This window comes from [Leptolyngbya] sp. PCC 7376 (assembly GCF_000316605.1).
Lineage (GTDB): Bacteria > Cyanobacteriota > Cyanobacteriia > Cyanobacteriales > MRBY01 > MRBY01.
The window spans coordinates 4,239,621-4,263,488 of the sequence record NC_019683.1 but is presented as its reverse complement, the minus strand read 5'-3'; the positions used below and the strand labels follow the sequence as shown (position 1 = coordinate 4,263,488).

12 protein-coding genes and 2 pseudogenes are annotated in these 23,868 nt (G+C 38.4%); 6 read left to right on the top strand and 8 right to left on the bottom strand.

From position 1 onward, the window contains the following. Positions 1 to 34 precede the first annotated feature (34 nt). The 3 genes from LEPTO7376_RS19110 to LEPTO7376_RS19100 all read right to left on the bottom strand — a co-directional run bounded on the left by LEPTO7376_RS19110 (position 35) and on the right by LEPTO7376_RS19100 (position 3,143). Positions 35 to 964, bottom strand: a complete 930-nt coding sequence (locus LEPTO7376_RS19110; RefSeq protein ID WP_015135720.1) for a hypothetical protein — start codon at positions 962 to 964, stop codon at positions 35 to 37. 100 nt (positions 965 to 1,064) lie between these two features. Beyond that, positions 1,065 to 1,790, bottom strand: coding sequence for a hypothetical protein (locus LEPTO7376_RS19105; protein ID WP_015135719.1), 726 nt, complete (start codon positions 1,788 to 1,790; stop codon positions 1,065 to 1,067). A gap of 489 nt (positions 1,791 to 2,279) precedes the next feature. Next, complete coding sequence (locus LEPTO7376_RS19100; protein ID WP_015135718.1) at positions 2,280 to 3,143, bottom strand: IS6 family transposase; 864 nt, start codon at positions 3,141 to 3,143, stop codon at positions 2,280 to 2,282. Between the two features lie 407 nt (positions 3,144 to 3,550). Between LEPTO7376_RS19100 and LEPTO7376_RS19095 the strand changes: the two genes are divergently transcribed. The 3 genes from LEPTO7376_RS19095 (at position 3,551) to larE (ending at position 5,972) form a co-directional block, all read left to right on the top strand. Next, positions 3,551 to 4,510, top strand: coding sequence for a DUF5991 domain-containing protein (locus tag LEPTO7376_RS19095; RefSeq protein ID WP_015135717.1), 960 nt, complete (start codon positions 3,551 to 3,553; stop codon positions 4,508 to 4,510). A gap of 15 nt (positions 4,511 to 4,525) precedes the next feature. Further along, positions 4,526 to 5,047 carry a DKNYY domain-containing protein gene (locus tag LEPTO7376_RS19090; protein ID WP_015135716.1) on the top strand — a complete coding sequence of 174 codons (522 nt, stop codon included), beginning with the start codon at positions 4,526 to 4,528 and terminating at the stop codon, positions 5,045 to 5,047. 91 nt (positions 5,048 to 5,138) lie between these two features. Further along, positions 5,139 to 5,972 (top strand): ATP-dependent sacrificial sulfur transferase LarE, encoded by an 834-nt coding sequence (gene larE / locus LEPTO7376_RS19085; protein ID WP_015135715.1) that lies wholly within the window; start codon positions 5,139 to 5,141, stop codon positions 5,970 to 5,972. A gap of 59 nt (positions 5,973 to 6,031) precedes the next feature. Here larE and LEPTO7376_RS19080 read toward each other — a convergent pair. The 4 genes and pseudogenes from LEPTO7376_RS19080 to secA form a co-directional block, all read right to left on the bottom strand. After that, positions 6,032 to 6,884 (bottom strand): annotated as a pseudogene (locus tag LEPTO7376_RS19080) (ISAs1 family transposase). A gap of 79 nt (positions 6,885 to 6,963) precedes the next feature. Beyond that, a pseudogene (locus tag LEPTO7376_RS29255) lies at positions 6,964 to 7,835 on the bottom strand (IS630 family transposase). A 25-nt stretch (positions 7,836 to 7,860) separates the two neighbouring features. After that, positions 7,861 to 8,067, bottom strand: coding sequence for a transposase family protein (locus LEPTO7376_RS19060; protein ID WP_041764160.1), 207 nt, complete (start codon positions 8,065 to 8,067; stop codon positions 7,861 to 7,863). A gap of 128 nt (positions 8,068 to 8,195) precedes the next feature. Continuing rightward, complete coding sequence (gene secA, locus LEPTO7376_RS19055) at positions 8,196 to 11,015, bottom strand: preprotein translocase subunit SecA (protein ID WP_015135712.1); 2,820 nt, start codon at positions 11,013 to 11,015, stop codon at positions 8,196 to 8,198. A gap of 529 nt (positions 11,016 to 11,544) precedes the next feature. On the opposite strand from secA, the gene LEPTO7376_RS19050 reads away from it, so the two are divergent. The 3 genes from LEPTO7376_RS19050 (at position 11,545) to LEPTO7376_RS19040 (ending at position 21,718) form a co-directional block, all read left to right on the top strand. Further along, positions 11,545 to 12,363, top strand: a complete 819-nt coding sequence (locus LEPTO7376_RS19050; RefSeq protein WP_015135711.1) for an IS6 family transposase — start codon at positions 11,545 to 11,547, stop codon at positions 12,361 to 12,363. A gap of 631 nt (positions 12,364 to 12,994) precedes the next feature. Beyond that, entirely contained in the window at positions 12,995 to 17,953 is a 4,959-nt protein-coding gene (locus tag LEPTO7376_RS19045) for a hypothetical protein (RefSeq protein ID WP_216700260.1), read from the top strand. 24 nt (positions 17,954 to 17,977) lie between these two features. Further along, a complete protein-coding gene (locus LEPTO7376_RS19040; protein ID WP_015135709.1) occupies positions 17,978 to 21,718 on the top strand; it encodes a hypothetical protein in 3,741 nt (1,246 codons plus the stop codon). Positions 21,719 to 21,849: 131 nt separating this feature from the next. Here the strand turns inward: LEPTO7376_RS19040 and LEPTO7376_RS25995 are convergent, their stop codons facing one another. Continuing rightward, positions 21,850 to 23,748, bottom strand: a complete 1,899-nt coding sequence (locus LEPTO7376_RS25995) for an SUMF1/EgtB/PvdO family nonheme iron enzyme (protein ID WP_051188825.1) — start codon at positions 23,746 to 23,748, stop codon at positions 21,850 to 21,852. Between the last annotated feature and the right edge of the window lie 120 nt (positions 23,749 to 23,868).

The following is a 23,868-nucleotide window of genomic DNA, read 5'->3' as shown; positions in this document are numbered from 1 at the left end:
AAGCAGTGATTCCTTTTCCAGTTGAAGCGAAATACTAAGACCAAGAAATTCCAACTAAACGATCCAGACATAGTAAAAACAATTTTGCATTGGGTAAATTCGAATAATTAAATGAGTATTTTCCTTTCCCAGACCACCACTTTGCATTGTTGTGGACAAAATTAAAATTGCCACTTCCAAGGGTGATTTTTTTCATGTCTTTAGCACCCACTCGCTGGGTCGAATTATCTTTTAATACAAACTCAAGAAAGCCGCTGCCAACCCTTACAGCTTTTGGATTTCCTTTCATTGCAAACTCAATAAAACCTTGTTTGTCTAGATCTTGATTAAGTTGTCGTAAACGATAATTGCTCCATACCGCTTCGCCAGAATTTGCACAATGCCAAGCATGCCCTTCTTCTGGCCAACCTTTTTTATTGTGATAGCTACCTGCTAGCCGGAAAGGTTTTGTTCCAGATTTTATCCATTTGTATAGATAGTTTGTCCCAGTGTAAACACCATTCGTATACATACGAGTTTGGGCTGTATATAAATCTTCTGCTTCATTGAATTTCAGTCTTTGGCTTATCAATTTACCTTGCCTAGATCCCGATATTTTATGTTCTTCAATACCCTGATCGCCCACATAAGAACACAGATATGAAAACGAGGTTTTCGTATGGATGATGAGTCCCACCGTCAATGCAGAAACAACAGAGGCGATGTGCCAGCCGATACTACTGCCTAAACCAAAAATTAGAGGAAGAATCTGAAAAAATGCACCACCCAAAAATGCCCCTAATAGGATAAACATCCAGCATTTACTCGTTTCCATTTCCTGTTTAGAGGTCACAAGATTACTATCAGCAGTAATAATTGTGCCAATTTCAGGAGATGGGGCAACAAAAAAGTCCGTGTCCGCGGCGATCGCCCCACCGGAATGGCGAGTAACCCCTTCAGAAGGATGCCATTTTGAGTGCTGCATAATGTCTCACTTAGAAATCCACTCTCATTTTGAGCGAGCTCACTAAACCTGCGCACTGCCACGCAAAATAAATTAGTAAACTAACGTTCAAAAATTACACTTAGGAATCAATAGTGAAGCTGTTTGCCATTTTTTCAAAAATTGGGCGACGCGTTTCAAAGTCTTCCTTTCCGGTGGCACAAGTAATGACCCATGCTTTATTATCGCCTCGCACAATATAAACAGATTCCTTCACTAAACTACCTGCCATTTCCAACTCAATAATTAAACGAACAGCTGGCTTTGAATTAATTTCAATAAACTCTTCTTCAACAATATTAAATTGTGCCGGCAACTGCTGTTTTGTAATATCAAGATAGGTCTCAATTGTGAGGTTACTAGGTAGAGCTTCACTAATAATGTTGATATTGGTTAGAAAAGGTTGCTCGCCAATTTCAGAATCAAATGCCAACAAACTAAACATGTCTGGATTTTGTTCGATCATTGTTGCGATCTGTTCAAAATCTGGATTGATTTCACGAATACGAGTGGCGATAAATTCAAGATCTTCACTAGGTACACCACCATCGTATGTTCCCGGTAACCAGATCGATGCACCTCCACCTTCAAACTTTTTCCAACCTTCTTCTGGCGCTGCCACTTCTACTTGTTCAACTGATTCTGCCTCTTCCTCTTCTGCCGCAGTCGGAGGCGTCTCAGTTTCTTCTGTTACTTCGACCTCAGAAGTTGTCGCTTCTTCGGCTGGTTCTGGAGTTGAGCCACCACACCCGAAGAGACCACCTAACAATAATAAGTTGAGGATCAAAAGAGTTGATATTTTTTTCATGAATAATATCCTAAGTTATTTTTAATGAATAATTGATGGAAGACCCCGGAAAAATAATCGCAAGAAAGAATATTTGCACAATGAGATATTGTGGCTTAAACAAAAAAATAAAATCCAATATAATTATAATCAAAAGAGCATTTCTCAAATATTAGTAATAGATATGGAAAACTTCTATTTGATATTGTTTTGATTTCTTCCTAAGGAATGCATCTATGTAAAGCATTTTGTCTATCTTTGATGTACATTTACAAACATGAGACTCAGCAATATTGAACACAACTAAAACTCGAAAACTTTAATTTAGGCAGCTATGGATTCTTTCTTTTGTTTTGGCGATCGCCGCCGCATCAGAGATCTAAAGGTTATCTTCAACCCATACTTCTGAAATTACAGATTTTAGTGGCCATGCTCGAATTGAAAAAAGTTGCTCGGCACTCACATTGAATCTTCTGGCCAAATGGAAAGTGTCAGGATTGAGTAGCCAAGTCAGTATTCGAGATGAAACATCATTTTCCTTCGATAAGCTTTTAGTTGAGTAGCATTGAAAATGTTGTGTAATGCTTCCACTCCATGAAAGAATCTATCTCTTTGTTCAGATAGAGACACGAATTCTCTCATTTGACGACGAGGCCTCAGAAAGTTATTAATCTCATCAAAAGCCTGACAGAATCTCTGGGCTGATTCCAAGGCTCCAAATCCAAGAGTTGGATAATATCGGTCTTTCTGGCCACGATGACTTTGTTCCACTGGATTACCCTGACAGCCAATCACTTGATGCTCCACCTCTTTTCCTAATTCTTCATCAATGGCTCTGGGGTATGACTTAAGACCATCAGTAAAGACTTGCTCGGGACTTTCCCCTGATATCTCTCTGGCCATTTCAAAAAAGGCTTTAGTCCCTGCCATGTCCCGTTTATCAGAGAGCCTCACATCCACAAGATTGCCATCTTGATCAATGCCACGGTATAGATAGCACCATCGCCCAGAAACTTTGACATAAGTTTCATCAACAAACCAGACTTGCCCTATTTTTCCTCGTCGTTTTTCTCGAATGTGTTCGGTGAAATAAGGCAGGAAATGCTCCTCCCAGTCCCGAACAGTTTCATGGCTGAATTGAAATCCGCGAAGCAAATAGAATTCAGCGACATCTCGATAGCTGAGTTTATATCTGACTCGAACGAATAACACTTCGAAGATAATGTCTGTTGGAACTTCAACAAAATTGAAAGGGGTTGCAGTGCGCTCGTTATAGGTGCGACGGCAGATTTTACAACGAAAGCGATGGTAACCAAGGTTAGTTCTTTGTTGAAGGAGAGAAAATTCTGTTGAATGACAATGAGGACAGTCCATAGAGAATGGTTTGAGGGCAAATGGTTTAGGCGGACTCAAACAATATCAGACAGTCACATTCAGAGCTATTTTGGACAATCAGTCCTGACAGAATCGACTCAACTCCTACTGAAATCTTCGCTAAGCAGTTGGTGAATGCTGCAACAAAACCAAATCCTCCAGCTATCATTCGCCTTGGTAAAAAGAGTTTTTATCTGCCCTTTCTCTATGCAGTTTTACCGACTCGCATCTTTGAGAACATCCTCTCTAAAAAGTTTTCTCTCGATCAACTAAATTGAATTTTTCAGAGTCAGCAAAAGGGCGATCGCCTCTGTTTCAATTTTAGAATCCGCATCTTGCGCTGGGAATTGTGTGACTACGATGGGACAAAGACACACAATTTTTTCTAGAAAGGTTAGGTCGTACCAGTGAATTTGAGAGCAGCACAGATTGTAATCTCCACAGGTGTAATACTGGGCGTTTCGTTTGGTTGCGCACAAGAAATTCCGGAGTCTCCTTCAGCAACCACATCAGAAGACACTCGTCCATCTGTCACTGAGTCACCAGAAGAATCTGAACTGGAACCCAAAGCTGTTGATCCGAAACCTAAAACAGCATTACCGCCCCAGACTAAAAACCCAGTTACTTCTAGCTCTGATGGATTGTATTTTTATGGCGAAGTCCCCACAACAGAAGCTTTAGGCAAAGAATATTTGCTCTTCCGCCAAGAAGGCACCCAAGTGATAGGTTGGAATGCTCGCTGGGCAACGGATGATCGCTCCTGTTTGCGAGGCCAGCGTCAGGGCGACAAAATCACAAATATTGAAACGGCTATTGCGCCCCTTGGTCCATCAGAGACTTGGGTGTTTTCGATGTTGGACGATATTCCTCTGAGTAATTACAGTGTGCTCCCAACTCAGCCATTACCGGAAGGTTCACAAGGGTTACTTGATGATTGCGTCAAGATTCTCGAATGGCAGACCAATGTCGCGCGATCGCCAAATTATGGCCTAAACAGTTGGGTCGGCAATTATACATTCAGTGAAGCCACAAGCTCTGGAGCACCACAGGTGATGGCTTATCAAATCGATATTTTCGGTGGTGAAGAACAAGGCAGAGGCAAAGTCAGTATTGATGGGCAGATGACGGCAGAACGCCTCATTGTCGAAGTTCGTCCCGAATCTCCCACTAGCGTTGGACTGTATTTCCAAGAACATACCGGGGAATTTCCAACAGAAAGATCTTTACTGAAGCCGGGCGATCGCCTCTTTGGTATAGAGCTGATCGATGGCGGTAATCTCCAAATTAGCTGGGATAAATGGGAACCGCTAATAATTGTCAATCAAGGCTTTTTTGTACCAGATGATCTCTCACGCCAACCTCTTTAAGAGACGAAAAAATTGATGCTACAAACTACTAAATCGCCAATTTTGGCTCGTATCCTAGGCAGCATAATTCTGGTTTTTATTGGAGCCTTGCCTTTCGCGATTAAACATTTCCCACGCCAGCAAAAATGTCCATCCTACGCCGAACAGAAGGTTCAAGTTTTGGAGGCAAATCCTTTTGTCTATGAGTGTGGTGGAGAATTTTATATTCGCAATGGCACAAATACAGGTTCAACACAAATCTACGTCGATCTTGAAAGCTTTGAAGTGCTGCCCGACTATTACGCCAAGGATAAAAACAACGTTTATTATGTGGCTCCCGTTGGTGATGATTTATTTGGTGGCCACGAATTCAGGGCGATCGCCGGCGCAGATCCCACAACATTTGATGTGCTCAACAGTGACTTTAGTAGTGATGCCCAGTGGATTTATTACCTCGATTCTAATTCTTGGGAAATATTGACCCTGCGTAAAGACAACTGGCCAGAGTTTCGGGATAATATCGAACAAATTTTGGTCACCATACCGAATAGAGACTAGTGGCGATCGCCGATTTAGTTTCCCAAAGGCTAGATAAATTATTTGTTACGATATGAAACTCCATAACAAAGCATTTGGGAGATTTGAGGGTATGGCGTGGGAATCAAAATTAGAAGCATTACAAGATTTCTTTAAAGAATTAGATCAAGCTCTCATCGCCTATTCTGGTGGCATCGATAGTACTCTCGTTGCAAAAGTCGCCCATGATGTCCTTGGGGAAAAAGCATTGGCAATGACTGCGGTTTCTCCGTCTCTACTCCCTGAAGAACTAGAAGATGCTCAGGTGCAGGCGCAAGAAATTGGGATTAAGCACGAGTTAGTAGAAACCCACGAAATGGAAAACCCCAACTACACCAGCAATCCTGTTAATCGTTGCTATTTCTGTAAGAGTGAACTACATGACACCCTTAAGCCCATTGCCTTAGAGCGGGGTTATCCCTACGTCATCGACGGAGTGAATGCGGATGATTTACAAGACTATCGCCCCGGTATCCAAGCGGCTAAAGAGAGAGGGGGGCGATCGCCTCTGGCAGAGGTCAGCATTAGCAAAATGGAAGTCCGCGAAATCTCTAAAAACCTAGGCTTACCTTGGTGGGACAAACCAGCACAACCTTGCCTAAGTTCTCGGTTTCCTTATGGCGAGATGATTACCACTGAAAAGCTACAACGTGTCGGACGCTGCGAGGTCTATCTTCGGAAATTAGGCTGGCAGAATCTACGGGTGCGATCTCAGGAAGATATCGCCCGTATCGAACTCCCTCCAGCACAAATTAAAGACTTTATGGCGCAGATTGATCTTGATGAACTTGTAAAAACCTTTCAAGGAAATGGCTTCACTTATGTCACTCTCGATCTCGAAGGTTATCGCAGCGGCAAACTAAACCAAGTTCTCGACACAAAAACCTTAGCCATCCATTCCGCCTAAAACCAAGAAAAAGTCCCCCTTTCTCAAGGCAGGGCTGTTTCATTCTTGAGAGAAAGAAGCTAAGCAGTACACAACGATAGTAAAAACGGTAATCGGTGAGAAATCAGAGCTATGGCTTCCGTTATGGATGAATAGCCGTTCAATCTCAATAGCGAGATTACCCAACTACGGAAGATGGCAAAGTTCTCTGGAGCATGGCCATCTTTTTGTTGTGCTTTGTCTTCCCCAAGAAGTGCATCCTTTACCCAATGTAGGTTGTTCTCGATTTGCCAATGCTGTCGAATTACTCGACTCAGCTTTAGTCCTTGTGGTGGTAATGAAGTGATGTAGAACATCTGATTTTCATAGTCTTGGCTCTGCCTCTGTCCCCACCGAGTCATGCGGACAACGGATTGTATATCTTTCCATTCTGGCGTTAGTGAAGTCGGCACAGACCAGACTTCTACTCGTCTTTTTTCAGAACGACCATGACCAACATTTTGGGATTCATGTTGAGCGATTGGCTTTTGTTCCTGACAGTAGTTTGTTAAAGCTTGATACAGCTTTTTCTGGTTGCCTTTGACTGTCACTAGGTAGTCATGTCCGCGTTGTCTGAGTAACTGGATTGTTTTTTTGAGTGTGTAAGGCATCTAAAGTCACAGTGGCTGATGGTAAATCTAACTCTGTCAGTAATTGCCGGATTACTGAGATTTCACTCTCTTTCTTATTCCGACTCATTTTCATGCCCAAAACAACTTGTCGCTGCTGACAGAATAAAGACACTGCTGTGACAAAATCTTGACTCTTGTTGTCATAGTTTTGCACGGTGTTTTTGAGGGATTTACCGTCCCCAGCCACAATGTCTCCCTTTCTCACATATTGTCTTGCCCATTGGTTAAAGACTTGTGTCACTTGCTGGAAATCTAATTCCATCATCACTCGCCGTACCGTTGAGTAGGAGGGGACACGAGCTTCAGGAATCTGTAAGGTGCTATAGCAGCGAAGGAGAAGGTTAGGACATAGAACAGAAGGCTATTCTGATGGCATCGAACAAATCCTCAGTCTTCTTGATGAGCTTACTTACCTCCTTCTTTAACCTCCCCCAAAACTTCTCTATCTTGTTCAGGTGTGGTGAGTAGGGTGGCAAAAATATCACTTCACATCCTGCCTTCGCCACCAATGTTTGTATTCTTTCCTTTGGATGAACACTGGCATTATCCAGAATAATAATTTGACCCGGAATCAACTCTGGCACTAAGCAATCCTCTACCCATTGGCAAACTAAGGCGCTGTTGGCATAGCCCTCAAATACCATCGGTGCTATCTGCTCTCCCTCTCGCCATCCTCCAATCACGCTAACTCGTTCTGTACGATGACCTAACTTCTCTGCGATAAACCTCTCTGACTTATGGCAGTAGCCATACCCATAATCTAAGGTATTATCAAATCCACTTTCATCGATATATACGAGTCGTTCTTGGCCATACTGCTTCAGTTGTGCCACAAATGCTTTTTCTAATTCTTTATCTCTCTCTTGATATCGATAGGTCTTTTTTTTCGAGTAAATTCAATTTTCCGTAGAGCTTCACGTCTGGATGCATCACTAATAGACTCTGGCCATTTCTCCGCCATTTCCTTCTGGGTTAGATGCCCATATTCCTCTGCAAAAGCACGAAAAGCATCTAGATCATTAATCTTCGGTTGAGGGCCTCGACGGTAATCTGTCTTCGGAGCGACTGAACCGATTTTCTCTCGTCGTTTCAGCCACAGGTCTAGCGTATTTCGGCTAATACCAAAGAAGCGACAGATATCACTTTTTCGTTCACCTTTATCGAAGGCGGCAACAGCTTTTAGGCGTAAATCAAGACTATGGGGAGCAGGCATGGCATCTATGTTTATTGCTTCTATCCTATTCTGTCTTAACCCACTCCTTGCCTGCTATAATCAGCTCCCGGCGATGTCGCTCAATAAATCGCCCAATACCTCGATATCCCCATTCACCACTCATACCTGCCATGATGATTATCAGTAATATCAAAGATAATGAGTGTCTTCGTCCGGAAGCCTGTCTCGGGTTTTCAATACGACTCAGTGCATCGAGTAAGCTTTCGCTCATTTTTCATCGTTGAACGCCTATCTCCTCTTATTCTCTCTATTTTTTCTAAGAATGAAACAACCCTGCCTTGAAAAAGGGGGATTTAGGGAGATCATCTTGTATTTGAAGTCGCTTTCGCTGCTTTATCTCTAAGCAGTCTGCGCTTGTTGAGGCTGCTTTTGAGGCTGGAATTGGAAGAGAGAATAAACTACATTCCGACGAATATCGATCATCATCTCAAGGAACATTTCGTAGCCTTCTTGCTTGTATTCGATGAGTGGATCTTTTTGACCATAACCTCGTAAGCCAACAGATTCACGCAATGCATCAATCGCCTGGAGGTGTTCACGCCAGAGCGTATCGATTTGCTGGAGGATAAAGAAACGCTCTGCCTGACGCATTAGACCAGGCTGATTTTGGTCTACCTGATGCTCTTTAATGTCATAGGCTTTCCGAATTTCCTCATGAAGGAACGTCTTCATTTCAGGCACAGTCATATCTTCAATATCGCTGGGCTGTAGATCTTCGAGGAGATAAACAAACTCTTTCGACTTATCGAGAAGCTTGTCGAGCTTCCATTCCTCAGGCGGTAAATCCTGATTCACATAAGCATCCACAATTTCACTCATGGTCTTCTCGGCGTACTGAATCACTTGCTCCTTAAGATCTTGACCTTCTAGGACGCGACGACGTTCTGCATAGATTGCACGACGCTGATTGTTCATCACTTCATCATATTCAAAGACCTGTTTCCGGGCATCGTAGTAGAAAGTTTCCACTTTCTTTTGTGCGCCTTCGAGGGAACCAGTCAACATCTTTGATTCAATAGGCATATCCTCTTCGACGCGGAAAGCATTCATCAGACCAGCGACGCGATCGCCACCAAAAATACGGAGGAGATTATCTTCGAGACTGAGGAAGAAACGAGTCGAACCAGGGTCACCTTGACGGCCGGCACGACCACGGAGCTGATTATCAATCCGGCGGGATTCGTGACGTTCTGTACCCATCACGTGTAAACCACCATTCTGAATCACTTCATCATGTTCAGCGCCAGTTAAAGAAACATAGGTAGACTCAATCGCTTTGTAAACTTCTCGTAATTTTTGAATTACAGGATCATCAGTCGGGGCATTCTCTGAGGCGATCGCCAACTTTTCCTCAGCTTCCAGTTCCGTGAGATTCTGCTCGCCATACTTACTCACTGCGAATTTCACTGCATCCTTGAGCATCTTCTCTGTTTCTCCAGATAGCTCAGTCGGATAGATATCAAGAGTTGTCTTCCAAGTCTTTTTCTTTTTCTTGGGTGCATTCGCATCAAATCCTTGACCGCCACCGCTACCATTGCCGCGGCCACCGGCAACTATCTGATCATCCTCAGGACGCACAATCATAGGCATAAAATACTCGCGCATCTTCAGACGCGCCATGTATTCAGCATTACCACCCAGAATGATGTCTGTACCACGACCAGCCATGTTGGTGGCGATCGTTACGGCCCCTTTACGGCCGGCTTGTGCGACAATTTCTGATTCTTTCTCTACATTTTCAGGACGAGCGTTGAGTAGATTATGCGGAACCTCAAGCTCTTGGAGATAGTTAGAGACAACTTCAGATTTCTCGACACTGGTTGTACCAACGAGAACAGGGCGACCTTTTTTATGCTCTTCGGCTGCCTCTTCTGCTACAGCCTTCCATTTCGCTTGTTCATTCTTATAAACAACATCCGACCAATCCTGACGTGCAATTGTACGGTTCGTCGGAATAATTGTTACTTCAAGGTTATAAACTTTTTCAAATTCAGTCTCTTCAGTTTTTGCTGTACCCGTCATGCCCGAAAGCTTTGGATAGAGCAGGAAGAAATTCTGGTAAGTAATATTCGCGAGTGTTTGCGTTTCCTTCTGAATCGGCACATTTTCCTGTGCTTCAATCGCTTGGTGTAAACCATCACTCCAACGACGACCAGGCATTACACGACCCGTAAATTCGTCTACGATCATGACTTCTTCGCCACGAACCATATAATTTACGTCGCGCTTAAAGAGTTCCTTAGCCTTAACTGCATTGAAGATGTAATGTGCCCAAGGATTATCTGAATCATATAGATCATTAACACCAAGTAGTTGTTCTGCCTTCGCAAAACCTTCATCAGTCATCAAGACGTTGCGAGCCTTTTCATCAACTTCATAATCACCAATGCCGTCTTCCTCTTCCTGAGGGATCAACTGACGAGCGATCTCAGCGGCTTGCATGTACTTTTCAGTTGGTCGCTCAACCTGACCAGAGATAATGAGAGGTGTTCTTGCTTCATCAATGAGAATCGAGTCAACTTCGTCAATTACGCAGTAGTTGAAGGGACGTTGTACAACCTCTGACATCGCTGTGGCCATGTTATCGCGGAGATAATCAAAACCCAGTTCAGAGTTAGTTGTATAAGTAATGTCGCAATTATAATTTTCAATCTTTTCGGCGGGACCCATTGCATTTTGGATTAAGCCAACGCTCAATCCTAAGAAACGATGCACTTGTCCCATCCATTCCGCGTCACGACGAGCAAGGTAGTCATTTACTGTGACGACATGAACACCTTTACCCGTTAAACCATTGAGATAGGAAGGAAGCGTCGCGACGAGTGTTTTACCTTCACCCGTTCTCATCTCTGCGATTTGACCTTTATGGAGAACGATGCCGCCCAGTAATTGCACATCAAAGTGGCGCATTCCAAGTACTCGACCACCAGCTTCTCTTACCAAAGCAAAGGCTTCAGGCAGAATATCATCTAAAATTTCTTCGGTTTCTTCGTCACTGTCAGATTTATCCAGTTTGTTGCGAAATTCTATTGTTTTGCGAGCGAGGTCTTCATCTGTGAGTTTCTCAAAGTCCTCTGCCAGAAGATTAATTTCCGCAACGATGGGTTGAAACTTTTTGAGTTTACGGGCGTTAGGATCGCCAAATAACTTCTTGAACATAGGATTTTTGGGTAAACCGACAGAGATAAAAAAGATGATTAAGACGGACTAAGTCTAAAACAGGGTCGCTTCAGACTAAAAATTTGGCAATAAGCCAAATCCGTGATGTGAAAAACCACTTACGATCCAGATTGTCATTATGTTATCACTCTAGTTTGCTGAGGGTGAGGGCGGTAAACGCGACATTCAATGCGGTTATCTCTTATAACTAGTTGCAACTTATGTAGTCTCGGTCAGTAGTGCAATGGATAAAACGCTATCATCACAGAATTTTGTCCATCGATGATTAGAGACTTGCTCTATCGATATCACAGACTTGATGGGCACAAATGAGATGAATATTCTGAGTGTTTCCAAATCGTAAATACCTCGTTTGTAATATGGTGCATATGTTTTGATGGTCAAACAGGATTCTCAATTCACCTCATTTGGCCGATTCTGTCAGGACTGATTGTCCAAAATAGCTCTGAATGTGACTGTCTGATATTGTTTGAGTCCGCCTAAACCATTTGCCCTCAAACCATTCTCTATGGACTGTCCTCATTGTCATTCAACAGAATTTTCTCTCCTTCAACAAAGAACTAACCTTGGTTACCATCGCTTTCGTTGTAAAATCTGCCGTCGCACCTATAACGAGCGCACTGCAACCCCTTTCAATTTTGTTGAAGTTCCAACAGACATTATCTTCGAAGTGTTATTCGTTCGAGTCAGATATAAACTCAGCTATCGAGATGTCGCTGAATTCTATTTGCTTCGCGGATTTCAATTCAGCCATGAAACTGTTCGGGACTGGGAGGAGCATTTCCTGCCTTATTTCACCGAACACATTCGAGAAAAACGACGAGGAAAAATAGGGCAAGTCTGGTTTGTTGATGAAACTTATGTCAAAGTTTCTGGGCGATGGTGCTATCTATACCGTGGCATTGATCAAGATGGCAATCTTGTGGATGTGAGGCTCTCTGATAAACGGGACATGGCAGGGACTAAAGCCTTTTTTGAAATGGCCAGAGAGATATCAGGGGAAAGTCCCGAGCAAGTCTTTACTGATGGTCTTAAGTCATACCCCAGAGCCATTGATGAAGAATTAGGAAAAGAGGTGGAGCATCAAGTGATTGGCTGTCAGGGTAATCCAGTGGAACAAAGTCATCGTGGCCAGAAAGACCGATATTATCCAACTCTTGGATTTGGAGCCTTGGAATCAGCCCAGAGATTCTGTCAGGCTTTTGATGAGGTGAATAATGTTCTGAGACCTCGTCGTCAAATGAGAGAATTCGTGTCTCTATCTGAACAAAGAGATAGATTCTTTCATGGAGTGGAAGCATTACACAACATTTTCAATGCTACTTAACTAAAAGCTTATCGAAGGAAAATGATGTTTCATCTCGAATACTGACTTGGCTACTCAATCCTGACACTTTCTTAATAGAATCAGATGAATTACGCTAACAAACACCAGTGTATGTGATGGAAAGAAATTCTAATATCAGATACATAAATAATAGAAGAAATGCTCGCAGTGATAAATGTGTCCTTGAAATATCTAATAACAATTTTGTGATAAAAAATACAATATTGATTCGTTTATCTTAGAAGGTTTCCTAGGTGAATCCTGGAGAGATATTGTATCTTTTTCGACAAATACAAAAAAGTTCACATCTCAAGTAAAAGTATAGTAAATATCTCTTGAAGATATTTACTATGAGATAGTAGGATTTTAATGGATGTTTAAAGCGACCTACACATCCTAGAAAACCTCACTAAAGTACATGACTAAATATTTTTTCTAGTCAAACAACTTAATAAATGGTCTATCTAACCCCTAGTTATTAGTGTTTCTCATTTTTAAAAAGTTCTTTCAGACATAACTCGAAAGAACTTTTCAAAAGGAATATTTTTATACTCTATTTATTAAATACAACTACTGCTTTGTCGGGAGATTTTTCTTCCCTCTTAAATTATAAAATCTATTTTACAAACAAATGGCAAGTCCCATGCTAGACAATAATATTTTAAATGCCCTAGGCTTGAGTGAGTATTACCCAAATAAGTTGGGTCGTGAAGAAGTATATACGCTAAGTCAATATTCTTTGTCTAACACAACTTCTCAGGCAACTCAAGACTTGCCATTTTATTTCCTTGCTAACTTATTAGCTTTAAATTATCAAGCAAGATGGCTTAAAGTCGAGTATCAAAGAGAGGAATCTGATGATGATGATGATATCTGGAACGAAGATGAATCTAATATTGAGCCGACTACACAACAGGTTCATCCATTAGATGTCATTATAGCGACCTTACTTTGCTGTCACCCTATTATCCATCAAGACCTTGTTGTGAAACTTTGGGAATGCAAGCTAGCCATTCCTTTAGTAGTTCAAGAAAGCCAAGAGCATCCTCCAAAGTTTTTCTTATGGGCTATGCGTGCTCTTGTCATGAGGTGGAAAAGAACTCAAGGCCAAGAACTCCGCTCTGAAGAACGGGCTATTGCTGATTATCCAATGCAAACGATCAGCTTTATTCGATTAGATCGATCTGAAATCTCAAAATCTGCTCTGCTTAATACAGTTATATTTGGGAGTAACCCTCATGATGTTTTCTTTCACAGAGACTCGGAAGGTTCTAATCACTATCGTCAACTTGCTGAAGGTTCTATTGAACTGGCATGGCACTTACCAGAAGGTGATTTTTTAACAAACACTGGGACTCAAAATAATTTCCAACTTGATAATATTACTGCTTTTGCCAATCTACGAGGAGATGCTAGACAGTATCCGCAACAACTAGAATTAATCAAGCATATCTCTTCATATATCTTTCTTTTTGTTTCTGCTAAAGAGCTCCAATCTTCCGTTTCTATTATCAAAAAATTCTTGTCCGCGGGTAAAGCTGTCATCTTATTGCTCACTAACAAGAGTATTGAACCTATCGATAATCAGTCGATCAAAGACTGGATAGAGAATTTCAAAACTGAAAATAAACTTAAACAAATCTCTTTTATTAAGCTTTCTGGAAAATCCATACCAGAAATTCGAGAAAAGATTCGACAGCAACTAACAAGATTGAATCCTATTATTGATAAACCTGAAATAAGCTTGGAAAGCCTTGCCGAAATAATGTCTCAAGAGGGTATGGATATTGATGAGTACGATGATGACTGTCAGCAAGGTATTCAACAAGCAAACAAAATTCTAGAAATTGTACGTCAATATCCCCCTGATGAACGAAAAGCAAAACTACTCCCATTACAAAACAAACTTTGGAAAGATTGGGCAGATGCAGACAAAGAAATGGTTCGACAACAACGCAAAACATCAACAGAATCATCGGGAGAGTATGCAAAAAAGCAATATAACCGTCGAGCTTGTAGCCGTAAAGAACAAATCCAACTAGTTCAGCAAGACAATCTACCATTTATTATTGTATTTTTCTGTAAAAAATTACTTCAGAATAGAGCACAAACAAATGAGTATTTTATTAGACAATTAAAACTCCAGTTGGATGCTTTATCAAGAGTGGAACTCCCTGAATTATATTCAGCCTATGGTGAAAAGATGAGGTTATTAGGAGAATATCCAGCCATTCCAATCTCAAATGAATTCAATGTATCTCAAGCTGATTCTCAAGAACAAGAATTACACACCAGAAATGCTATAAATCAAGAATTACAATTGATTGATGCAGAAATTACGTCGCAATCATTTGGATTGGAACATTTACTTCGAGAAATTGGACAAATCTATTTAGCTCTTAAAAGTATTGAAGCCTATGGGGAAAATCCTAAGCACAAATTTCATCGTACTAAAGAACAAGAGGAATGGTATCAAGAGCTTCCAAATATAGTTGCAAAATTACTGTTGTATGGTTATCCATTAGAGATTATGGATGGAGAAGTAAGTTCTGTTCCTTTGGCATGGGTTCAGGCAGTTCTCCAAGCATTTACTCAATTAGTTAAACGAAAACTAAACAAAGATAATCCTTCCATCTTTGCTTTATCAGCAATGGGAATTCAAAGTTCTGGAAAATCGACATTACTAAATGTTATGTTTGGACTGCAATTTGCAGTTAGTGCAGGGCGCTGTACAAAAGGAATTTTTCTACAACCTGTCAAACTGAGTGAAAGCTTACAAGAAAAGCTAAAAGTAGATTATATTTTTGTAATTGATACAGAAGGAATCAAATCCTCAGAACAATCTTTAGATCCGGACACACTACATGATAATGAACTATCAACCTTCGTCATTGGGTTAAGTGATCTAACACTTATTAAAGTATCTGGAGAAAATTCTGAATATCTAAAGGATATTTTACCTATATCTGTACAAGCATTCTTGAGAATGAGGCAAGTATCCTTAAAACCTAAAACTAAAATTATTCATCGTAATGTTGACACCTCTTCCTCAGAGAAACTAAACAAACAAAATGTACATTTGAATAATACTCTTGATAAATATACAGCACTAGCTTGTAGAGAAGAGAGACAACCGATTCAACCTTTTCGAAATATTATCAATTTTGATTTAAGAAAAGATGTGGAATATCTAGGAACTTTATATAAAGGAACTTCTGGAAGAAATCCTATAGATCCTGATTATAGTAAAAATGTAAAAGAAATAACAAACGAAATAATTGATGAAATCACCCAAGTTAGTATATCGTCCATCAATAAGTTTACAGAACACATTGAGAATCTTTGGGATGCAGTAAAAAAAGATGACTTTGTTTATGAATTTAAGAATACAATTCAAATTCAAGCTCGTGGAATACTTGATAGGTTTTGGAGCGAGATTATACAAGCTAGTGATGAGGATATTGCAAAGTTAGTAAGCCTTTCTTATAGAGAAATTCGTAGTTGTCGTTCAGAGTTAGATGTGGACAATGTAACGAGTAAGTATAAAAGAGAATTATCATCACTAGCTCAACAGATTTTAAAATCTAACAATGAGAAAATTGAGGATTTTTTCAAAGCACAAGATGGCCATTATGAAAATGCAATGAAAAAATGGGAAGCAAGTACTATCAACAGCTTTGAAGAATGGCTGGATAATAAAAAAAGAACTTCTATACAACAGATTGAATCTTATCATGACAGCCGACTCGCTGCACTAAAGCGAATGAAAAAATCTGTTGGCTATAAAGAGGTATTTACAAAGCGTATAACTGCATATGTTAAACAGAAAAAACAGAATAAGGGAGCAGAAATATTAATCAATCTCCAAGAAACAGAACTACGTCATGAGTTTGATTCTTTATGGGAAGACTTACTAAAAGAGATTAAAAGTCCAACGTTTAAGTCAGAAAACGTAGTGTTAGATATTGAAAGTATTCTTTCTGTTCGGTATAGAAAAACATTTAGCTCAATCACTCAGCGTAAGGGAAGAAAAGTATTACAAGATTGTCATATAGAAGAATTTAAGATTTCAAATGAATATTACAGAGAACTTGGCATACAAGGATTCATAAATACTCTTAATAGAAAAGATATTTTAGAGATTGAAGAACAGATTAATAGATTAAAAAATAATTTATTAAAAGAGTTATATGAAAAGTTAGATAGGGCAGAAAGAAAATTAACTCCATATAATCAAAATCTTTCAATGTTCAGTAAGTTTTTAGTTAGAGTGGATGAGCAGTTTCTTAAAACATCTGAAGATGCGCGAGGAGTATTGAAGATACTTGGTTTTATTCTAACTCGGGAATGTAAATCTGACCTTTTTATGATCATATCTGGAGAGGCCATCAGAAGGTTAGAAAAAATTCATAAACTTTGGCGTGAAGAGCAAGATCCAGTACTTACAATGGATAAAGAAAGAGAAAGCTATTGGCAGCTCTTTTTGACAATGTTTCAAAGTGCTAATTTACAACAGGCGACAATAGCTATTCTTAAAGAGATTATTGAAGAAGGAATATCCCAAAATATAGAAAATGAGTTGCCCAATTGGATATTAAATATACGCCAAGAACTTAAATATAATAAATTCTTCAGAACCAAGCAGTCCTTGATCGCTGGAATAATGATTGATTTATCTGAAAAAGATAATTTTGAAGACTATTTAGAATATATCCGATATCCTAAAACTGCCTTTAAAAAATGGTTTGCTCAACACATTGATCATTACAATCGAGATGGAAAGATTCGGAGGATTGTTGAAACAGAGATCGATACATCAGTTCAGCAAGCAATATCTATCATACAGAAGACAAATGCATCAATTTTTGATAGTTCAGACAAATCGTATTCCATATTAAATTGGTTAGATAAATTCTTAGAACTTGATGGCTCCAATTTAATTAGCGAAAATATTGAACGAATTGAACGACTGGCTGAACAATTCCCCAAAGAAGATTTTATATTTCCAGATAATGAAATCCATGAAAACTTACAAGAAGTGAAGAACAATCTACTTACTTCAGTTCTGTTAAGTCAGTTATCAAAAGCGACTAGTGAGAAATACCAAAAGATAAGAAATCAGGTAGTTCAAAAAATTTTCGATGACAACTTACAGTGCGTTGAATCTTGCCCATTTTGTGGAGAAATTTGTATGTTAGGTGCTAAGCATAAATCGGATATCTTACATGTTTCTTTTAAGAATATTCATCGACCACAAGGACTCACGGGATTTAGCGATGACCAAACAAACAGACTCAATATTGAAAGCTGTTCAGAACTCATAGCTGGAAATTATAGATTTAAAAACTATGACACCAACGGAGAGTGGAAAAATTATAAGAGTTATCGAGATATTTATCCTACTTGGGATATCAAAGGTGATTTTTCATTGGAAGTAGAAGATTACTGGAAATGGGTTATGTATAAATATAATAGTGAATTCGCAAAACAATATTCTGCAAAAGAAGCAGATATACCTGAAGCCTGGAAGATGATCACAAAGGAGCAAGCAACAGAAAATTTACGTCAAATCATTGATGGCCAACTTTAATAAAATCTTTAATATAAACCTAAAATGTTTGAACTATTGGGTCTAAGTGAGTATTACCCAAATAAGTTGGGTCGTGAAGAAGTATATACGCTAAGTCAATATTCTTTGTCTAACACAACTTCTCAGGCAACTCAAGACTTGCCATTTTATTTCCTTGCTAACTTATTAGCTTTAAATTATCAAGCAAGATGGCTTAAAGTCGAGTATCAAAGAGAGGAATCTGATGATGATGATGATATCTGGAACGAAGATGAATCTAATATTGAGCCGACTACACAACAGGTTCATCCATTAGATGTCATTATAGCGACCTTACTTTGCTGTCACCCTATTATCCATCAAGACCTTGTTGTGAAACTTTGGGAATGCAAGCTAGCCATTCCTTTAGTAGTTCAAGAAAGCCAAGAGCATCCTCCAAAGTTTTTCTTATGGGCTATGCGTGCTCTTGTCATGAGGTGGAAAAGAACTCAAGGCCAAGAACTCCGCTCTGAAGAACGGGCTATTGCTGATTATCCAATGCAAACGATCAGCTTTATTCGATTAGATCGATCTGAAATCTCAAAATCTGCTCTGCTTAATACAGTTATATTTGGGAGTAACCCTCATGATGTTTTCTTTCACAGAGACTCGGAAGGTTCTAATCACTATCGTCAACTTGCTGAAGGTTCTATTGAACTGGCATGGCACTTACCAGAAGGTGATTTTTTAACAAACACTGGGACTCAAAATAATTTCCAACTTGATAATATTACTGCTTTTGCCAATCTACGAGGAGATGCTAGACAGTATCCGCAACAACTAGAATTAATCAAGCATATCTCTTCATATATCTTTCTTTTTGTTTCTGCTAAAGAGCTCCAATCTTCCGTTTCTATTATCAAAAAATTCTTGTCCGCGGGTAAAGCTGTCATCTTATTGCTCACTAACAAGAGTATTGAACCTATCGATAATCAGTCGATCAAAGACTGGATAGAGAATTTCAAAACTGAAAATAAACTTAAACAAATCTCTTTTATTAAGCTTTCTGGAAAATCCATACCAGAAATTCGAGAAAAGATTCGACAGCAACTAACAAGATTGAATCCTATTATTGATAAACCTGAAATAAGCTTGGAAAGCCTTGCCGAAATAATGTCTCAAGAGGGTATGGATATTGATGAGTACGATGATGACTGTCAGCAAGGTATTCAACAAGCAAACAAAATTCTAGAAATTGTACGTCAATATCCCCCTGATGAACGAAAAGCAAAACTACTCCCATTACAAAACAAACTTTGGAAAGATTGGGCAGATGCAGACAAAGAAATGGTTCGACAAGAATACAATACTCAAGAAGAAGATAGTGGGAAATACTATAGAAGACACAATTCAATAAAAAAAAATAGTCGTCAACAACAATTAGATATTATTCAATCAAGTCAACTATCCCAAGTAGTAAGAGACTTTATAACAGGGTTATCTCAAAATAGTAAAAATATACGTAAATATTTTATCAAGCAACTACAGTTAGAGTTAGACAATCTTTCAAGAAGTATTCTTTCTGATTTGAACTCAGCATATACTAATAAAATTAATCAGTTGACAACTCATGATAAGTCTTTAGATTTAAAAAATAGTGATCAGCATCAAAAAATACATCGAGAGTTAGCGGAAATTGATAAACAAATCATAGCTCAGTCTCTTGGCTTAGAGAACTTATTAAGAGAAATTGGACAAATTTATTTAGCAATTGGGACGAGTAACTCTCAAGATTTAACACCTCTATTAAGGGAATTATATAAGAGTCTTCCACAATTAGTAGCAGAATTACTGATGAGTGGGTATCAATTAGAAATTATCGATGGAGAAGTAAGTTGTCTTCCTTGGGAATGGGTAGAAGCAGTACTACAACAATTTATTCAATTATTGAAAACGCAAGGTCTCCAGAATCCTCGTATATTTGTCTTGTCTGCAACTGGCATTCAAAGCTCTGGAAAATCTACACTACTCAATGCAATGTTTGGGTTGAGCTTCAATGTTAGTGTTGGACGTTGTACAAAAGGCATATCCTTGCAAACAGTCAAGCTAGATGAAAATTTACGGAACAAGTTTCACATAGACTATATTTTTGTACTTGATACAGAAGGAATAAAATCCTCAGAGCACTCTTCCCACTCAGGGTTAGAGCATGATAATGAATTATCAACCTTTGTGATTGGTTTAAGTAATCTTTGTTTAATAAAAATATCCGGAGAAAACTCTATTTACTTACAAGATACTTTGCCTATATCTTTAGAGGCATTTATGCGAATGCCTGAAATAGTTTTAAAACCTCAAATAAAAATCATCCATCGCAATATTGAAGTATGTTCTAGTGAAAAGTTAAATAAGCAAAATCTTATCTTGACAAATAAGCTGGATGAATATACAAAAATTGCATGTGAAAATGAAAATAGATCTCTCCAATCTTTCAATGAAGTCATCAATTTTAATATCAACCAAGATGTTCATTACCTAGGGGGATTATATAATGGTACATCTAGTTTGTCTCCTATATCAAAAAGCTATATTCAAGATATCCATAACTTAAAAAATAAACTTTTTGGAAATCTTGACATAACGCATATATATAACATAAATACTTTTTTGAGAACGATTCGAATTCTATGGAATTACATAAAGAATGATCAATTCATTTATAGTTTTAGAAATGTCATAGAGGTTAAATGTCAAATAGAAATTGATGATTTTTTGAACAAAGCTATTCAAAAGTTTGAACACGAAACTTGTGACCTTCTTCGTATAACTTACTTGGAAATTAGTAAGAGTTCATATACAGCATCTAATTCTATGATTCTTGATAAATCTGAAAAGAGAATTTTCGATTTTTTGAATAATCTTTGGCTTAAAGAGAACAGTAAACTCGATCTCTTTTTTGAAGATTTAAAAGCACGATATGGCAGGTCTTTCAAACAACAGAAATTGATATCTTCTCAAAAACTTGATGACCTGAGAGAAAGATTAAAAAGAGAATCAAGATGGAAAACGAAAAAGTACCAGGAAAATTATCATCATGACCTAATACTTGATAAAGATTCTAGTTTATTTCATCAGAATTTGATTGATGAAATCATCAAATTCACTACAAGAGAAAAAGAATTTTTGTGCAACTTATCACATCGAGAATTACGACAAAAGTTTGACATAAGTTGGGATAATTGGATTGAAAAAATATCTGAAAATATTTCTTGGTCTTTTACGATTGAAACGGATATAGAATATATTCTTCGCCATCAGTATAGTCTACTTTATAAGACTATCATTGTACGCAAAGGTAATAAAAATTTTCGTGACTGCCAACTACAAAGCTTTTACAGCCGTCGAGCATACTACAGCTATTTTAGTAGATCGATAGCAAGTGATATGGTGTTTAGAAATGAGACCTATATTCATAAGGTTATCCAAAGCTTGAGAGATGATTTATTAAAATCTCTAAGAGCAGACTTATATCATCGAGAGAAAGAATTACAGCGTTATGAGTCGAGTTATTTAAACGTTTTTCTATCTCAAGTCAATTCCTACTTTGAAAAAACCTCAATGAGCTTGGAAAAAGAAGGTGTGATTTTAACAAAGGAATGTCGAGCTGATTTATTTATAATACTTTGTGGTTATGCTATCAGAAAGTTAGAAAATATCGATTTTTTATGGCGAGAATCTTTAAAGCCAATTATCAAACTTAAACAGGAGAAAGAGAGGTATTGGCTGTTTTTTTTAAAAAATAGATGAAGTCACAGATTTCCTGAACTTATTCTTTCATCAGAAAAGCTTGTTTCCAATAAAAAATCACTAAGGTCTGAAAATAATGATGCCATAGGTGCACAATCTACTTTTTAGTTCTTCAAAGAATAGTTAAAGTCTCAGGATTCTTTTTGGAGAACGCAGACAACCCGAAAACCAATATCACCAAATTTAGCATCACGATTACAGTAGCGGCGTGATGCAGATCTACACGCTTCGAAAGTACTATACCAAGAACCCCCACGACAAACTTTTTGACGACTTGTATTCCTTAATAACTGGCTATTAAGAGAGTATTCTCTATAGCTTTCACTCCAATTGTCCAGACACCATTCCCATAGATTTCCATGCATATCATATAAGCCAAAATTATTTATCGGAAATCCCCCAACTTCAACGGTACTTGTAGAGCAACAATGAATAGCTTTTAGATCTTTATTGGAATATCCATAAGGCTGATAAAACTTTTCATTCCACTCCTGAATAAAAGATATTTCTTCTTGTTTTGATAAGAATTCACTAGAAAGTGATGTATGAAAATCATCAACTGATCTGCAAGCATATTCCCATTCTGCTTCTATTGGTAATCTATATTCTTTACCTGTTTTCTTACTCAGCCGAGCACAGAACTCTTTCGCATCATACCATGATATTTTTTCAACTGGTTTACTACTCCTACCCTTAAAGTAAGATGGGAGCAAATCTAACTTTCTTTCAACTTGATTCCAGGAAGCAACTTCTTGCCACTGCTCTTGAGTCACAGGAAAACGCCCTATATAGAATGCTGATACACTTACCGCATGCTGAGGTCTTTCATTATCTTGGCTATTCTCATCACTTATTGGTGCTCCTATAACAAAATTTCCTGCCGGAATGTAAGCCATTTCCAATAAAATTTTTGTCTTCAACTCTTTTTTTTGTTCAGAAGTCTTACTGCTTTCTAACAGTTTATTTTCGTTTAAAACTTCAATAAATCCATCTGCTATATCAACTTTATTTTGAGAATTTCGTTGATTTTGAGTCATCCATAAATTTCTCTTAATATCAATATATTTTTTCTGCCAGACATCTAACTTTTTAGCTAGTCTTGATTCTGGTTCTAGTTTACAAACTATTTCTCTTAGGTCTATAGCAAATCGTTCTAATTCTGTATACTCATCCCTTGAATATTGAGATAGTGAAAATAGTCGCTTTTCAAGATCTTTCAACAAAATATCATTGTCTTTTAACTGCTTTAAATCACTTTTTTCACGAAGTATTCGATTATAAAGCCCATCCAACAAATCATTAATTGAAATTTCTTTAGATTTTTCCAGCCTAAGTATATCAAATAATTCTTTTATTCGATCATCTTCACAGTACTCTTCTAAAGGCTTCCAAGCTCTCAATAGCAATGATGTTGGTATCATCAAAGCGACTTTGGAATCCGGATTTCTTGCATTTTCTCTCTTTGCAATACCAAGAAGCAACTGACTTTTATCGTCTATAATTGCGGTACCACTAAAACCAGGCTGAATTCTAGAACCAGTAATAGTTTCTCCATCAATCTGGATTAAACCATTACTAGTAACACCTCGAATCTTTCCTTTAGCCAGTTCACCGTCATTATTACCTGCAGGAAAACCAAAAGCAGAAACACTACGTCCAATCAAGCTAGAAATATTAACAGCTTTTAATTTGATATAGCGATCTACGACCTTTGGGTTATCATTAACTAGCTCTAAAACTACAATATCTTTTAAATCTCTAATCTTAGACACTGTAGGATACCAAATAATGACTTTGGCTTTGTATCGACGCAAAAACCTATCGTTTTTATCTATGGCATCAAGACAAGGGAATTCCAGTTCAATTAAGTCCTCTGGCTTTTCTTGAGTGTTTAACTTTAGGCCTAAACTCAACAGTACTACATGCGAACAAGTAAGAAGGTACCTCTCCGAAAAGAGAATAGCAGCGCCAGCAGTCGCCCCATTAACTTTATTAAAAATTCTTGCAGTCAAACAAATATAATTCATCATCCTCTAACTTTCATGATTGTCTAGTAATTCTTACTCTACAAGCTTTTCAAACCCAGTAGTCTCTCTGTATTTTAAGTCGATAATTCTATTTTGTTGGTGAATTGCGATGGCAATCACCCT

What these genes read in the sequence shown, in the direction of transcription:
- LEPTO7376_RS19110 (WP_015135720.1), bottom strand. Translation starts at nt 964, where the DNA reads ATGCAGCACTCAAAATGGCATCCTTCTGAAGGGGTTACTCGCCATTCC.
- LEPTO7376_RS19105 (WP_015135719.1), bottom strand. Translation starts at nt 1,790, where the DNA reads ATGAAAAAAATATCAACTCTTTTGATCCTCAACTTATTATTGTTAGGT.
- LEPTO7376_RS19100 (WP_015135718.1), bottom strand. Translation starts at nt 3,143, where the DNA reads ATGGACTGTCCTCATTGTCATTCAACAGAATTTTCTCTCCTTCAACAA.
- LEPTO7376_RS19090 (WP_015135716.1), top strand. Translation starts at nt 4,526, where the DNA reads ATGCTACAAACTACTAAATCGCCAATTTTGGCTCGTATCCTAGGCAGC.
- larE (WP_015135715.1), top strand. Translation starts at nt 5,139, where the DNA reads ATGGCGTGGGAATCAAAATTAGAAGCATTACAAGATTTCTTTAAAGAA.
- LEPTO7376_RS19060 (WP_041764160.1), bottom strand. Translation starts at nt 8,067, where the DNA reads ATGAGCGAAAGCTTACTCGATGCACTGAGTCGTATTGAAAACCCGAGA.
- secA (WP_015135712.1), bottom strand. Translation starts at nt 11,015, where the DNA reads ATGTTCAAGAAGTTATTTGGCGATCCTAACGCCCGTAAACTCAAAAAG.
- LEPTO7376_RS19050 (WP_015135711.1), top strand. Translation starts at nt 11,545, where the DNA reads ATGGACTGTCCTCATTGTCATTCAACAGAATTTTCTCTCCTTCAACAA.
- LEPTO7376_RS19045 (WP_216700260.1), top strand. Translation starts at nt 12,995, where the DNA reads ATGGCAAGTCCCATGCTAGACAATAATATTTTAAATGCCCTAGGCTTG.
- LEPTO7376_RS19040 (WP_015135709.1), top strand. Translation starts at nt 17,978, where the DNA reads ATGTTTGAACTATTGGGTCTAAGTGAGTATTACCCAAATAAGTTGGGT.
- LEPTO7376_RS25995 (WP_051188825.1), bottom strand. Translation starts at nt 23,748, where the DNA reads ATGATGAATTATATTTGTTTGACTGCAAGAATTTTTAATAAAGTTAAT.